The sequence below is a fragment of the Oceanobacillus zhaokaii genome (genome assembly GCF_003352005.1).
Lineage (GTDB): Bacteria > Bacillota > Bacilli > Bacillales > Amphibacillaceae > Oceanobacillus > Oceanobacillus zhaokaii.
The window spans coordinates 2,419,881-2,435,190 of record NZ_CP024848.1 but is presented as its reverse complement, the minus strand read 5'-3'; the positions used below and the strand labels follow the sequence as shown (position 1 = coordinate 2,435,190).

The following is a 15,310-nucleotide window of genomic DNA, read 5'->3' as shown; positions in this document are numbered from 1 at the left end:
CATTGCTATTTAATGATTTTTTCATTATCCTTAATATAGTACAGTTACATAATTAGGTACGGCAAGGCAATCCTCGGCACTGATTGAAGTTCCACTTTGCGACAAATTATGGTACAGTAAATTAGGTTAAAATAATTTCCGACTAGAGGTGAATGTAAATGATAAAGAGAATTGGCGTTTTAACAAGCGGTGGCGATGCACCTGGAATGAATGCTGCTATTCGCGCAGTTGTTAGAAAAGCTATTTATCATGATGTAGAAGTATTTGGAATAAAAAATGGATATCAAGGACTAATGGAAGGCAATATAGAACCGATGAACGTAGGATCTGTTGGCGATATTATCCAACGGGGAGGGACTATTCTCTTCTCTGCTCGAAGCGATAAATTCAAAACAGAAGAAGGTCAAAATTTAGCGATCGAGCAATTAAATAAATATGAAATTGATGGATTAATCGTAATTGGCGGGGACGGAAGCTTCCGTGGTGCACAGAAGTTAACTGCCAAGGGCTATCCATGTATTGGAGTTCCGGGAACAATTGATAATGATATTGCTGGAACAGATTTCACCATTGGTTTTGATACTGCATTAAACACAGTCATCGAAGCAATCGACAAAATTCGCGATACAGCGACATCTCACGAACGTACGTATATCATTGAAGTAATGGGGAGAGATGCAGGGGATCTTGCACTATGGGCAGGATTGTCAGGTGGTGCTGAAAGCATCATTATTCCTGAAAAAAAGGATGATTTCAACGAAGTAATTGATCGTCTAAAACGAGGACAGGAACGTGGCAAGAAGCACAGTATCATAGTGTTGGCAGAAGGCGTCGGCAGCGGGATTGAGTACGGAGAGCGCATTCAAGAGGCAACCAATCTAGAAACACGTGTAACCGTACTAGGATACATACAACGCGGAGGCTCACCTTCTGCACAGGATCGTGTCTTAGCGAGTCGTTTAGGCGCGAAAGCTGTCGAAATTTTGATAAACGGGAAGTCTGGAAGAATGGTCGGCATTGAAAATAATGAGCTTGTCGATTATGATATAAATGATATTTTGTCGAAAAAACACGAACTTAACAAAGAAATGTATCAACTCTCTAAAGAACTATCTATTTAACATTGCACAATTTAAGGAGGAAGTAACAGATGAAAAACACTAAAATTGTATGTACGATTGGTCCAGCTTCAGAATCTGTAGAAACTTTAGAACAGCTAATTGAATCAGGCATGAACGTTGCCCGACTTAATTTCTCCCATGGTGACCATGATGAACATTTAAATCGTATTAAAAATATCAGACAAGCTTCCGAGAACACTGGTAAAACGGTAGCAATCTTACTGGATACAAAAGGTCCAGAGATTAGAACAGGCAGCTTTAAAGATGGCATTGCTGAACTAGTGGAAGGTAACACTGTAATAATTGCAATGGAAGAAGTAGAAGGAACAGCAGAACGTTTTTCTGTAACATATGACGAGCTGATCAATGATGTCCATGTTGGTTCTAAAATTTTAATCGATGACGGTTTGATTGAATTAGAAGTTATTGAGATCGACAAAGCTGCAGGCGATATTATTACAAAAGCATTAAACACTGGTATTGTAAAAAATAAAAAAGGTGTAAACGTACCGAATGTATCTGTAAACCTTCCAGGAATTACAGATAAAGATAAGAGCGATATTATCTTCGGTATTGAAAACCAAGTTGACTTTATTGCTGCATCATTTGTGCGCCGTGCATCAGATGTACTTGAAATCAGAGAAGTGCTGAAAGAATATAATGGCTCTTATATCCATATTATTCCTAAGATTGAAAACCAAGAAGGTGTCGATAATATTGACACAATTCTAGAAGTTAGTGATGGTTTGATGGTAGCTCGTGGTGACCTTGGGGTTGAAATTCCAGCAGAAGATGTTCCACTCGTGCAAAAAGAACTAATCAAAAAATGTAATACAGTCGGAAAACCAGTTATTACAGCAACACAAATGCTGGATTCCATGCAAAGAAACCCTCGTCCAACGAGAGCAGAAGCATCAGACGTTGCTAACGCTATTTTAGATGGTACAGATGCAATCATGCTTTCAGGTGAAACGGCAGCGGGTAACTATCCTGTTGAGTCAGTACAAACCATGAATAATATTGCTTTAAAAGTAGAATCAGCACTTGAGCATAATCGAATTTTACAAGAGCGTTCAAGAAATGTCGACATGTCAATTACAGAAGCTATTACACAATCTGTATCACATACTGCACTTAACTTAGATATCAATATGATCATCACTCCAACAGAAAGCGGTCATACTGCAAGAATGATTTCTAAATATCGTCCGAAAGCAACGATCCTTGCTGTTACTTATGCAGAATCTGTAAATCGTCAGCTTTCATTAGTATGGGGCGTTCATGCTGTTATGGGCAAACAAGCTCATTCAACAGATGAAATGCTGGATATTGCAATTGACTTAGGACTGAACACGGATCTTTGCAATCGTGGAGATCGTGTAATTGTTACTGCAGGTGTACCAGTTGGCGTAAGTGGTACAACAAACTTCCTTAAAGTCCATGTAATTGGTGATGTACTTACAAAGGGACAAGGTATTGGCAGACGTACCGCATACGGTAAAGCTGTATTTGCTAAGAATGCAAAAGAAGCAATTGAAAAAGTTAAAGAAGGCGACATCCTCGTTACAAATGGAACGGATCGCGATATGATGGAAGCAATTGAAAAAGCAGGTGGAATTATCACGCAAGAAGGCGGATTAACATCACATGCAGCAGTTGTAGGATTAAGCCTTGGTATTCCAGTAATTGTCGGTGTTGATGACGTATTTGAAATGTTAACAGACGGCCAAGCGATTACAATTGATAGTACAAAAGGTGATATTTACAAAGGTCATGCGAGCGTTCTTTAATCGTCGTATGCTATAATATATAGAGTTAATAGAAAATAGAAATCGGCGGATCCGCCGATTTCTATTTTCATATTAGGAAGGAAGATGCTGTTATGCGTTGGTTGATAATTGCGTTACTCATCATACCAGCAGCTGAAATTGGCGTATTTATTTGGCTGGGTAATATGATTGGCCCATGGTGGGTTGTCTTCCTTGTTCTATTTACGGGTATTGCTGGAGTAGCGATGGCAAAAAAACAAGGGACAGATACATGGAATAGAGCAAGAACAATGATGAAACAGGGGCATCCACCAGGAGAAGCTATGATAGATGGCGTTTGTATCTTTTTTGGTTCAATCCTTTTATTTTCACCTGGATTTATTTCTGACATTGTCGGGATACTCTTAGTGCTGCCATATACACGACGACCGATTAAACAATGGATTTTTCATTATCTCAAACGAAAAATGAAGAATGGAACAATTATTTACCGGAAGTGGTAATCAAGTTGATCCTTTAATAAAAGAACCAATCGAATGGAATACACCTGCATGGAAAAATGCATGCAGGACGATTAGAATAAGTGGTGCGACAAGAAATCCAGCAACACCCCAAAGCTGAAGCGCAAGAAAGTATCCTAACAATGCAACAAGTGGGTGGATTCCCATATTAGAAGATAATACTTTCGGTTCGATCAATTGACGAAAAACAATCGTAACCATATAGACGATTGTAATCCCGATTGTCAACGAATAATTTGCGTTGAGAAATAAATAAATCATCCACGGGATAAAAATCATCCCCGTACCAATAAATGGAATAATGTCAACAAATGCTGCTAAAATAGCAATGGTTATAGCATGCTCCACTCCTAAGATCAACAGTCCAATCAAGATTAATGCCGATGTAGTGATAACTAAAATTAACTGTGCTTTAATAAATCCAAGTAAGGACTCTCTTAAATGGCTGATAATTTTTTTCGTTGATGTGTTTGCTAATGGTGGGAGGACTGAGTGTAAGCCTCGTTTTAAACGTTCCCAGTCATTTGTAATAAGAAAAGTTGCCAAAATGGTAAAAATAAACACGGTAACTGAATTTGGAACGAAAGATAGCAAACCAGGAATGCTTGAAAATAAATCCTGTAATAGTGCTGCACCAGATGCAGCCAGTTCAGAAGTCAGCTTATTTACGTTCTGCTCAATCGTCAATTGCTGTGAATCACCTAATGTTTGGAATAGGGAGAGGACCTTTTCATAGATGGGTATAATCGTCTGATTAAATAATGCTTCCATATATAATAGAATTGCTTCGAAATATGCTGGAAGTTTTTCCGCTAAATAAGTTGTTCCTTGATAGATTTCTACAATAATAAAATATAGAGCCCCGAATAAAAATAGGAAAATAAATATAATAGTAAAGAAAGTTGCAAATGCTCTTGGTATCCGAATGATAGATTCAAGGAAGTGAACGATCGGATGAAGCAGGAATGCAAGGAGCACCGCAATAAATAATGGATATAAATAAAGAAATGCATATTTTATTATCAAATAACTACATATCACGATAGCAATAACGATAATAAGACGTAAAATCTGCATTAACAACGGCTTGTACATAATAAAAAATCCTCTCTAAAAAAATGCTTGTACTATTCTACATATGCTAAAAGATAATAAAATAGCACGTATTTCGAGAGAAAATTTGGTATTGCAATTATAATTTTACATAAATTAAACGGTTTCAATTCACTTTACATTCATAATACTTTATAATTAGATTTGGGGAGACAGTATTTATTTCTAATTAATTGCTAGCCTAATAACTTTATATTGATAGTCTGGCTGTATAAAAGGGAATATATATTGTTAAAACGTATTCCATTAAAGTGAATGTTCAAAAAAAGGATAGGACTTTTTGAACAACATCTGAAACCGAATACAATATTTAATAGAGGAGAGGGTTTGTTATGACAACAACAACTAGAGGACTAGAAGGGGTTGTAGCAGCCGAGTCATCCATAAGTTCTATTATTGATGATCAACTCACATATGTTGGTTATAGAATTGATGATTTAGCTAATAATTCTAGTTTTGAAGAAGTAGTTTACTTATTATGGAATAAGGAACTACCGAATCAAACAGAGTTAGATGCGATGAAAGCGGATCTCGTTGCCAATATGGAAGTACCCGATGCGATAATCGATCATTTGCGTTCTTATGACTTAACAACCGTACATCCAATGGGGGCTTTACGTACTGCAATCTCATTGCTTGGGTTGTATGATGACGAAGCAGATGTAATGGATGAAGCAGCAAATAAAAGAAAAGCGGTTCGCATCCAAGCTAAGATTGCGACCATTGTTGCAGCGTTCTCAAGACTCCGTAAAGGTTTAGAGCCTGTCAAGCCACAGAAAGATCTTGGTTATGCAGAAAACTTCCTATACATGCTGAATAATGAAAAGCCAAAAGATATCGAAAAAGAAGCGATTAATAAGGCGCTCGTTTTGCACGCAGACCATGAATTAAACGCTTCGACATTTACTGCAAGGGTTTGTGTTGCAACATTAGCTGATATTTACTCTGGAATAACAGCAGCTATTGGCGCATTGAAAGGACCACTTCATGGAGGGGCAAATGAAGCGGTTATGAAAATGCTCACTGAAATCGGCGAAGAAGAAAATGCAATTCCATATATTAAGAAAAAGCTCGATAATAAAGAGAAAATTATGGGGATGGGACACCGCGTTTATCGTAATGGCGATCCACGTGCAAAGCACCTAAAGGAAATGTCACGCAAATTGACAAAGTTAAACGGACAAGAAAAATGGTATAATATGTCTTTAGTAATTGAGGACTATATTAAAGAACATAAAGGCTTGCCAGCAAATGTTGATTTTTATAGTGCTTCTGTTTATGACGCATTAGGGATTGACCATGACTTATTTACACCAATATTTGCAATTAGCCGAACATCCGGCTGGAATGCACATATTCTTGAACAATATGAAAATAACCGCCTAATCCGTCCAAGAGCAGAATACGTTGGACCATCGACACAGGATTATGTAATGATTGAAGACAGAGTTTAAGAGATTTAGAGATTCAGTGACTTTTTATTTACGCTTCAGACAGTTAACAATATAATCGAAGCGATAAGCAAGTGAGCAATGGGCATGTGAATAGCAACCATTCTGTCGCTATTCCTCCCTTATTATATTAGGAGGTATTACTAAAATGACTCAAGGTGAAAAAATCACAGTAGAAAATGGCAAATTGAATGTACCAAACAATCCAATTATTCCTTTTATCGAAGGGGATGGAACAGGTCCAGATATTTGGGCATCTGCACAACGCGTAATTGAAGCAGCAGTAGAAAAAGCATATAACGGTACAAAGAAAATCGAATGGTTGGAAGTATATGCAGGTCAAAAAGCATTTGATAAAACAGGTGAATGGCTGCCACAAGATACACTTGATAAAATTGATGAATATAAAATTGCAATTAAAGGTCCATTAACAACACCAATCGGTGGAGGAATTCGTTCCCTTAACGTTGCATTACGTCAAGAATTAGACCTATTCACATGCTTACGACCAGTTCGTTACTTTGAAGGTGTTCCATCACCAGTAAAACGTCCGGAAGACGTAGATATGGTTATTTTCCGTGAAAACACCGAGGATATTTATGCAGGAATCGAATGGCAAAAAGGTTCTGATGAAGTGAAGAAAGTAATTGAGTTTCTTCAAAAAGAGATGAATGTAAGCAATATTCGTTTCCCGGAAACATCAGGGATTGGGGTTAAACCAGTATCCGAAGAAGGAACAAAACGCTTGGTCCGCTCAGCAATCACATATGCAATAACAGAAGGCCGTAAGAGTGTTACTTTAGTACATAAAGGTAACATCATGAAATTTACAGAAGGTGCATTCAAGCAATGGGGCTATGAAGTAGCGGAAGAAGAATTCGCAGATAAAGTCTTCACTTGGGCTGAATATGATCGCATCGTGGAGAAAGACGGAAAAGATGCTGCTAACAAAGCACAGGACGATGCATTAGCAGCAGGAAAAATTCTTATTAAAGATTCGATTGCAGATATTTTCCTGCAACAAATCTTAACTCGTCCAAATGAATTCGACGTTGTTGCAACGATGAACTTAAATGGAGATTATATTTCTGATGCATTAGCAGCGCAAGTTGGTGGAATTGGTATCGCGCCAGGAGCAAACATCAATTATGATACTGGTCATGCAATTTTTGAAGCAACACATGGTACAGCACCAAAATACGCTGGACTTGATAAAGTAAATCCATCATCTGTTATTTTATCAGCAGTTCTTATGCTTGATCATTTAGGCTGGAGAGAAGCAGGTAAATTAATTACAGATTCTATGGATAAAACAATCGCAACAAAAGTTGTAACTTATGATTTCGCACGTCTAATGGAAGGTGCAACAGAAGTGAAATGCTCTGAATTCGGTTCAGAATTAATTAAGAACATGAACTAATCGCATAAGACAGACAAAAGGGGATTATGATAATGGGAGCAAATCGCAAGAAGATTTCCGTAATTGGTTCTGGATTTACGGGAGCTACAACCGCATTCCTACTTGCGCAAAAAGAATTGGGCGATGTTGTCTTAGTTGATATCCCGAACATGGAAAACCCAACAAAAGGAAAGGCACTGGATATGGCAGAATCAGCGCCTGTCCAAGGGTTTGACGCAAAAATAATTGGAACATCGAACTACGAAGATACTGCAGACTCCGATATAGTCATCATTACCGCTGGGATTGCACGCAAGCCGGGGATGAGTCGAGATGATTTAGTAACTACGAATGCAAAGATTATGAAAACAGTCGCAAAGGACATTGTCAAGTATTCACCAAATACAACGATTATTGTATTAACCAATCCAGTTGATGCAATGACTTATACCGTGTTCAAAGAATCAGGACTACCAAAGGAACGTGTTATCGGACAATCTGGGGTACTTGATACTGCTCGTTTTCGTGCTTTTATCGCAGAAGAACTGAACATTTCTGTCAAGGATATTACTGGATTTGTATTAGGTGGGCATGGCGATGATATGGTCCCATTGATTCGCTATTCCTATGCAGGTGGAATTCCATTGGAGGCGCTCATTTCCAAAGAACGTCTAGATGAGATTGTTAACCGTACACGAACAGGAGGCGGTGAAATCGTCAATCTGCTTGGAAATGGAAGCGCGTATTATGCGCCTGCGGCCTCGCTAACGGTAATGGCCGAAGCAATTCTTAAAAATCAACGCCGAATCCTGCCTTCAATTGCATATCTTGAAGGCGAATACGGCTATTCTGATATTTACCTCGGAGTTCCAACGGTGCTAGGTGAAAAGGGTATTGAGAAAATTATTGAACTGGAGCTAACTGCAGCTGAAAAAACAGCACTTGATAAGTCTGCAAAATCTGTCGAAAGTGTTTTGAAAGTATTGGAATAAACAAGAAACCGTTCCTATTCTGAATAGGAGCGGTTTTAATTTATCTAAGATCGTAAATCGTTTTCTGGATGATATCTTGCTGTTGCATACTTATTCGTTTGGAGCATCAACTTCATTCAGTTGCGCTTTATATCCTATTTAAAAGCTCTGCCTAAGTTCGCAACGGCTCCTGCATCACAATCAAATATTCACCTTTTTCCTTTTCGAGTGTAAAATTTTATTTACAATATCTTATTATTATTATAATATGCTGAATTCATGTTAAGATGGGGAAGAGTGAAAGATTATGTAATTTTATAGTTAAGAATGTGAAAAATCTTTCTTACTATATTAGTGCAAATAAGGCTGTCACCGAAAGTTATTGTAAAACCATATTTTTCTAAGAAAGAGTACATAATAGGGGGTTTCTTACTTGAGTCAGAAAATATTAATCGTAGATGATGAAAAACCAATTGTTACACTTCTGAATTATAATGTAGAAAAGGCTGGTTTTTCAACAGACATAGCATATGATGGCTTAGAAGCAATCCAAAAGGCAGAGAATAATGAATATGATTTAATTATTCTTGATTTGATGCTTCCTGAAATGGATGGAATGGAAGTTTGTAAGCATTTAAGAAATAATCGAAACGAGACACCTATCCTGATGCTAACGGCGAAGGATGATGAATTTGATAAAGTTCTTGGTTTGGAGCTTGGTGCAGATGATTATTTAACGAAACCATTTAGTCCTAAAGAGGTTGTTGCGAGAATCAAGGCAATCCTGCGCAGAACGAAAAAATCGACACAAACGAGTTTTAATAAATTAAAGGTTGGCGATTTAACGATTTTCCCGGAAAGATATGAAGCAGAGGTTCATTCGAATGTAATTACGTTTACAAGGAAAGAATTCGAGTTATTATTTTACTTAGCCAATAATAAAGGAAAGGTTATTTCAAGGGATCAATTGCTTAGTGGTGTTTGGGATTATGATTTCGTTGGCGACACACGAATTGTCGACGTGCATATTAGCCATTTACGAGATAAAATCGAACCAAATTCAAAGAAACCAATCTACATTAAAACGGTACGCGGACTTGGCTACAAATTAGAGGATCCTACCCAATGAGTGATTTGTTTCAGAAGCCATTGTTCAAATATGTGATTATTTTGTTCTTCATAGTGCTTGGCAGTGGGGCAGTCCTGGTTCCCTTTATAGATAATTATCTTGCGCTAGGAATCGTTTTAACCATCGAATACATTATTTTATTAGTAATTTTATCCTACTTTTCACGGGTTTTTTTAAAGCCGGTTGAAAAGGCGATTGATACTATGGAAGAAATTCAAAAAGGGAATTATGAGGTAAGATTACATAATAATCCGGATACGATGGTTGGGACATTAAATACGAAAATAAATGGACTTGCCAGTAACTTGAATCAGCTCGCAACGAAGAAGAATTTACGATTAGAACAGCTGAATACATTAATAAATAATACAGAAAGCAGTTTAATCCTGATCGACGAAAGAGGTTATATTCAGCTTATTAATCAGAAATTTATGATGATGTTTGGTGGAAAAGTTGAAGATTTCCAGGATCAATTATACTATGATGTCCTAGAAAATGACGCATGTATTAAAGCGGTCCAAAAGGCATTCGTATCGGAAAAAAATATTAAAGAATCATTCACTCATTACATAGGTATCATTAAGTATTATTACGAAATATCTGGTATCCCGATTTTTAATCAACAAAATAATTTAAAGGGTGCTGTACTAGTTATTCGTGATATTACCGAATTGAAAAAATTGGAATCAATGCGTAAGGATTTTGTTGCGAATGTGTCTCATGAACTCCGAACGCCGATAACTTCAATGAAGGGATTTGCTGAGACGCTGCTTGATGGCGGCATGAGCAGTGAAGAGACGACCCGTGAATTTCTTCGGATTATTTATAATGAGAGCCACAGGATGCAGCTGTTGATCGAGGATTTACTTACGCTCTCAAAGCTTGAGAATGAGAATTTTCGCCTCGTTTTAAATACGGTAAATGTAAAGGATATAACGAAAGATATCATTCCAACTCTTATGTACCATGCGGAAGCCAAAAAACTTAAACTGCATGTGGACATGGAAGATAATGTTGTATTCAAAGCGGACAAAGAACGCGTAAAGCAAATTTTTATCAATTTATTAGATAATGCAATTAACTATACGCCAGAAAATGGACATATTTATTTGAAAGTTGAAAAGCAAAAAGAGTATGTGCATATCAATGTAACGGATACAGGGATAGGGATCGATAAGGAAAAAATCCCAAGAATTTTTGAACGCTTTTACCGTGTTGATAAAGCAAGGAGCAGAAACACAGGTGGAACAGGACTTGGACTTGCAATTATCAAACATATTGTCGAGGTCCATGAAGGAAAAATAGAAATCGAAAGTGAAGTAAATAAAGGGACAAGCATGCATGTTTACTTGCCGCTTTAATAATGAATAAAGAGCATCCTCTAAATTTAAGAGGATGTTTCTTATTTAGCAGTGGGAGTATTCTTAAAAATTGCTCAAGGGCAGACACTGTGGAAATACACTACGCTTTCCGCGGGCAGCTGGTGAGCCTTTCCTCCCGCAGAAGTCTTCGTGTATTACCTCCGCTGGTAAGGCGTAATTGTTGCTAATAAGCGTTACCCTCTGATTTGTGACTGAGAATTGCTGAATTCAACTTCGATTCCAGTTCACAGTTTATTTCATTAGCTACAAACTAATAGAAATACGCCTTAGTAAGCACTACTTTTCTAAAATTTTTCTTTTCATGTGCGACAATGATAAAATAGCTATAATGATAATTTTTTGGAGGAATTGTATTTATGACGAATAAATTAGTTTTGATGGACGGAAACAGTTTAATTTATCGTGCGTTTTTTGCATTACCACTTTTAAACAATGATAAAGGGGTATACACGAATGCGGTTTTCGGATTTACAACAATGCTGCTGCGTATGCTGGAGGAAGAAAAACCGACACATATGCTCGTAGCATTTGATGCAGGGAAAACGACATTTCGTCACTCAACATATAAGGAATATAAAGGTGGCAGACAGAAGACGCCTTCAGAACTTTCAGAGCAGTTTCCAATTTTAAAGGAATTGCTTGATGCATTTGGAATTAAGCATTATCAGCTCGAGCAATACGAAGCGGATGATATTATTGGTACTCTATCAAAGCAAGCAAAGGATAATGGCCTTGATGTAACGGTTATATCTGGGGACAAGGATATGCTTCAGCTCGTGGATGATACGGTAACGGTTAGTGTTACGAAAAAAGGAATTAGCGAAGTTGAGAAATATACGCCAAGCTATATGCTGGAAAAAATGGAAATTACACCACAACAAATCATTGATTTAAAAGCATTAATGGGCGATAGCTCCGATAATATCCCAGGTGTTCCAGGTGTCGGTGAAAAGACAGCGACCAAACTATTAAAACAGTACGAAACATTAGAAGAAGTATATGCACATCTGGACGAGGTTAGCGGTAAGAAGCTGAAGGAAAATCTTGAAACCTACAAAGATGATGCATTTATGAGTAAGGAGCTCGTGACGATTAATCGTGATTCACCAATTGAGGTAACGATTGAGGATTCGAAGTATACAGAATATCAACCGAGTGAGGTTAGCGGGATTTTTAAAGAGCTGGGATTCCAGTCGTTACTAAATAAAATGACTGGTGAAGATGGCGTGGAAGAAGAAACGGTTGGATTAGATGAAATAGATTATACGATCGTTGAGGAAATCAGTGCAGATATGTTCACTGGTAAAGAGGCACTTGTAATTGAGATGCTCGGTGAGAACTATCATCAAGCGGCGATTGAAGGTATTGGTATTGTTAACGAAAAGACAGCTTACTTTATACCGACAGAGCTTGCAGTAAAGTCGAAACTCTTTAAGCAATGGGCCGAGGACGCAAGCAAGGAGAAATATGTTTTTGATGCTAAGAAAACCCTTGTCGCTTTATTACGCCACGATATCCATATTAAAGGAATCACATTTGATATGTTGCTTGCATCATACTTGTTAAACCCGTCAGAAAATAACCATGATATCCCGGCGATATCGTCTCGAATGGGTAAAACTATGGCAAAATCCGATGAAGCAGTTTATGGTAAAGGTGCGAAACAGAAGGTTCCGGAAGAAGCGGTATTAGCTGAGCATATTGCAAGGAAGACGAATGCACTCTTTGCGATACAACCAGAAATGGAAGAGCTTCTTGAAGAAAATGAACAAGCAGATTTATTAATGGATTTGGAAATGCCACTCGCACTTATTTTAGGTGAAATGGAATCCCAAGGTGTATTAGTAGATAAAAGTCGCTTAGAGGAAATGGGAATTGATTTGAAAGAACGATTAGCAAATCTCGAAGCAGAAATTTATAATCTGGCTGGTGAGGAATTTAATTTAAATTCACCGAAACAGCTCGGACCAATTTTATTTGAAAAATTAGGACTTCGGGTTATTAAGAAGACGAAGACCGGATACTCAACAGCTGCTGATGTGCTCGAACAATTAGAGCAAGAACATGAAATCATTCCAAAGATTTTATTGTATCGTCAATTAGGGAAGCTTCAATCAACCTATATTGATGGTTTGTTAAAAGTTGTGAGCAAGAAAACTAGCAAAATTCATACACGTTATAATCAGGCGCTAACACAGACAGGTAGACTAAGCTCCGTTGATCCGAACCTGCAAAACATCCCAATTCGCTTGGAAGAAGGTAGAAAAATCCGTCGTGCATTTGTACCATCAGAGAAGGATTGGATCATGTTTGCCGCCGATTATTCGCAAATTGAATTGCGTGTGCTTGCCCATATTGCGAAGGACGAGAAACTAATTGCGGCATTTAAGAGTGATCTAGATATTCATACGCAAACAGCGATGGAAGTTTTTCATGTAGAAAAAGACGAAGTAACATCAAATATGAGACGTCAGGCAAAGGCCGTTAACTTTGGTATTGTCTATGGAATCAGTGATTATGGTCTCTCACAAAACCTCGGGATTACACGAAAAGAAGCGAAAAGCTTTATCGATCGCTATTTTGATATCTATCCAGGTGTGAAGCAATACATGGAAGATATTGTCCAGGATGCGAAACAGCATGGCTATGTGAAAACAATTATGAAACGACGTCGTTACCTGCCAGATATTACGAGTAGAAACTTTAACTTAAGAAGTTTTGCAGAACGAACGGCAATGAACACGCCAATCCAAGGTAGTGCAGCAGATATACTTAAAAAAGCAATGCTCGATTTGGATGCAAAATTAAAAGAGGAGAAGCTGCAAGCAAGAATGCTGCTTCAGGTACATGATGAATTGATTTTAGAAGCACCTAAGGAAGAAATCGAGAAATTAAAAGAAGTAGTCCCAGCGATGATGGAGAACACCGTCGATTTAATCGTTCCGCTTAAAGTCGATTATTCATACGGAGATAGCTGGTTTGATGCAAAATAAGGGGAATGAATAATGCCAGAATTACCAGAAGTGGAAACAATCAAGAATACTTTAAAATCATTCGTTATTGGTAAAACAATTGAAAACATAACCGTAAACTGGTCAAAAATTATTAAAGAGCCAGATGATATTGACCGATTTAAACAGCTTTTGATCGGCGAAACGATTCGTGATATGACAAGAAGAGGGAAATTCCTCCTCTTTCATTTCGATCATTATGTCCTTGTGTCCCACTTGCGGATGGAAGGGAAGTACAGTGTGAATAGAGCAGATGAGCCAGTAAAAAAGCACACCCATGTCATCTTTTCCTTTACCAATGGAGAGGAACTTAGATATAACGATGTGCGGAAATTTGGCACGATGCATGTATTTCCAAAAAATGAAGAATTGCTTCATAATCCATTGAAGAAATTAGGACCAGAGCCATTTGATGCAGCATTTACATTTGATTATTTTTCAGAGAAGCTGTGGAAAACAGAAAGAGTAATTAAGCAAGTATTGCTTGATCAAACGATTGTTACAGGACTTGGCAATATTTATGTTGATGAAACATTATTTAAAGCTGGGGTCCATCCATTAAAGCCTGCGAATAAGCTTACAGACAACGAAATCAAACAAATTCAAGCTGCAGCAATCGAGACCTTAAGCGATGCGGTCAAGCAAGGTGGAACAACAATCCGTTCTTATGTTAATGGTAACGGAGAGATGGGGATGTTCCAGCAAGAATTATTCGTTTATGGCCAGGAAGGCACTGCATGCAAGCATTGTGGTGACGAAATTGTTAAATCAAAGGTCGGTGGGCGAGGAACTCATATTTGCCCATCATGCCAAAAAAGATAAGGGGAGAGTGTTATGGCGCTCGTGATCGGTTTAACAGGAAGCATTGCCAGTGGAAAAAGCACCGTTTCGCTAATGTTCGATGACTTTCAAATTCCAGTTATCGATGCCGACAAAATCGCAAGGGAAGTAGTGGAGCCAGGTGAAGCGGCATACGAAGGAATTGTAGCAGCATTTGGCGAAGCAATTTTAATAGAAGACAAAACATTGGACAGGAAAAAACTAGGTTCGATTATTTTTGCAGATGAAGACAAACGGCAAACATTAAATAGCATTGTTCATCCCGAAGTTAGAAAACAGATGATTGAACAACGTGATGCGCTAATTGCAGCGGGCAAACGCTGTATCGTCCTCGATATTCCATTATTATTTGAGAGTAATTTAACATCGCTAGTCGATAAAACGATTGTCGTTTATGTCGATGAATCGATTCAATTACAACGATTAATGGAAAGAGACGGACTGGCAGAGCAAGCAGCAAAACAACGAATTGCTTCCCAGATTCCTGTAGAAGAAAAGGTAAAGCTAGCGAACGCTGTGATTAATAATAATGGAAGTAAAAAAGAATCGTATGAACAGCTGGAACAGATATTAAGTGATTGGCAAGTACGATAAGCAATATGT

General features: G+C 37.9%; 12 protein-coding genes. 11 read left to right on the top strand and 1 reads right to left on the bottom strand.

Annotation, left to right across the window (positions count from 1 at the left end):
* Positions 1-161: 161 nt before the first annotated feature.
* The 3 genes from pfkA (at position 162) to CUC15_RS12405 (ending at position 3,393) form a co-directional block, all read left to right on the top strand.
* On the top strand, positions 162-1,121 hold the full coding sequence (gene pfkA, locus CUC15_RS12415) for a 6-phosphofructokinase (RefSeq protein ID WP_114918450.1): 960 nt from the start codon (positions 162-164) through the stop codon (positions 1,119-1,121).
* A 29-nt stretch (positions 1,122-1,150) separates the two neighbouring features.
* Entirely contained in the window at positions 1,151-2,911 is a 1,761-nt protein-coding gene (gene pyk, locus CUC15_RS12410; RefSeq protein WP_114916957.1) for a pyruvate kinase, read from the top strand.
* A gap of 92 nt (positions 2,912-3,003) precedes the next feature.
* The gene (locus tag CUC15_RS12405) at positions 3,004-3,393 is read left to right on the top strand and encodes an FxsA family protein (protein WP_114916956.1); all 390 of its coding nucleotides are present in this window, start codon (positions 3,004-3,006) and stop codon (positions 3,391-3,393) included.
* Here CUC15_RS12405 and ytvI read toward each other — a convergent pair whose 3' ends face one another.
* Positions 3,394-4,506: a sporulation integral membrane protein YtvI gene (gene ytvI / locus CUC15_RS12400; RefSeq protein WP_114916955.1), complete on the bottom strand. Its 1,113-nt coding sequence runs from the start codon at positions 4,504-4,506 to the stop codon at positions 3,394-3,396.
* A 350-nt stretch (positions 4,507-4,856) separates the two neighbouring features.
* Here ytvI and citZ point away from each other — a divergent pair, with 350 nt between their 5' ends.
* The 8 genes from citZ to coaE all read left to right on the top strand — a co-directional run bounded on the left by citZ (position 4,857) and on the right by coaE (position 15,301).
* Positions 4,857-5,978, top strand: a complete 1,122-nt coding sequence (citZ, locus tag CUC15_RS12395; protein ID WP_114916954.1) for a citrate synthase — start codon at positions 4,857-4,859, stop codon at positions 5,976-5,978.
* A 145-nt stretch (positions 5,979-6,123) separates the two neighbouring features.
* Positions 6,124-7,395, top strand: coding sequence for an NADP-dependent isocitrate dehydrogenase (gene icd, locus CUC15_RS12390; RefSeq protein WP_114916953.1), 1,272 nt, complete (start codon positions 6,124-6,126; stop codon positions 7,393-7,395).
* Between the two features lie 32 nt (positions 7,396-7,427).
* A complete protein-coding gene (mdh, locus tag CUC15_RS12385) occupies positions 7,428-8,366 on the top strand; it encodes a malate dehydrogenase (protein ID WP_114916952.1) in 939 nt (312 codons plus the stop codon).
* 412 nt (positions 8,367-8,778) lie between these two features.
* A complete protein-coding gene (locus CUC15_RS12380) occupies positions 8,779-9,474 on the top strand; it encodes a response regulator transcription factor (RefSeq protein WP_114916951.1) in 696 nt (231 codons plus the stop codon).
* Positions 9,471-10,835 (top strand): two-component system histidine kinase PnpS, encoded by a 1,365-nt coding sequence (pnpS, locus tag CUC15_RS12375; protein ID WP_114916950.1) that lies wholly within the window; start codon positions 9,471-9,473, stop codon positions 10,833-10,835. Before CUC15_RS12380 ends, pnpS begins: the two co-directional genes overlap by 4 nt.
* Before the next feature lie 377 nt (positions 10,836-11,212).
* Complete coding sequence (gene polA, locus CUC15_RS12370; protein WP_114916949.1) at positions 11,213-13,849, top strand: DNA polymerase I; 2,637 nt, start codon at positions 11,213-11,215, stop codon at positions 13,847-13,849.
* Between the two features lie 12 nt (positions 13,850-13,861).
* On the top strand, positions 13,862-14,689 hold the full coding sequence (gene mutM, locus CUC15_RS12365; RefSeq protein WP_114916948.1) for a DNA-formamidopyrimidine glycosylase: 828 nt from the start codon (positions 13,862-13,864) through the stop codon (positions 14,687-14,689).
* A gap of 12 nt (positions 14,690-14,701) precedes the next feature.
* Complete coding sequence (gene coaE / locus CUC15_RS12360) at positions 14,702-15,301, top strand: dephospho-CoA kinase (RefSeq protein WP_114916947.1); 600 nt, start codon at positions 14,702-14,704, stop codon at positions 15,299-15,301.
* Positions 15,302-15,310: the final 9 nt, after the last annotated feature.

Excerpts from the sequence above, each read along its gene's own strand:
- pyk (WP_114916957.1), top strand. The coding sequence starts at position 1,151 with ATGAAAAACACTAAAATTGTATGTACGATTGGTCCAGCTTCAGAATCT.
- CUC15_RS12405 (WP_114916956.1), top strand. The coding sequence starts at position 3,004 with ATGCGTTGGTTGATAATTGCGTTACTCATCATACCAGCAGCTGAAATT.
- ytvI (WP_114916955.1), bottom strand. The coding sequence starts at position 4,506 with ATGTACAAGCCGTTGTTAATGCAGATTTTACGTCTTATTATCGTTATT.
- citZ (WP_114916954.1), top strand. The coding sequence starts at position 4,857 with ATGACAACAACAACTAGAGGACTAGAAGGGGTTGTAGCAGCCGAGTCA.
- icd (WP_114916953.1), top strand. The coding sequence starts at position 6,124 with ATGACTCAAGGTGAAAAAATCACAGTAGAAAATGGCAAATTGAATGTA.
- mdh (WP_114916952.1), top strand. The coding sequence starts at position 7,428 with ATGGGAGCAAATCGCAAGAAGATTTCCGTAATTGGTTCTGGATTTACG.
- pnpS (WP_114916950.1), top strand. The coding sequence starts at position 9,471 with ATGAGTGATTTGTTTCAGAAGCCATTGTTCAAATATGTGATTATTTTG.
- polA (WP_114916949.1), top strand. The coding sequence starts at position 11,213 with ATGACGAATAAATTAGTTTTGATGGACGGAAACAGTTTAATTTATCGT.
- mutM (WP_114916948.1), top strand. The coding sequence starts at position 13,862 with ATGCCAGAATTACCAGAAGTGGAAACAATCAAGAATACTTTAAAATCA.
- coaE (WP_114916947.1), top strand. The coding sequence starts at position 14,702 with ATGGCGCTCGTGATCGGTTTAACAGGAAGCATTGCCAGTGGAAAAAGC.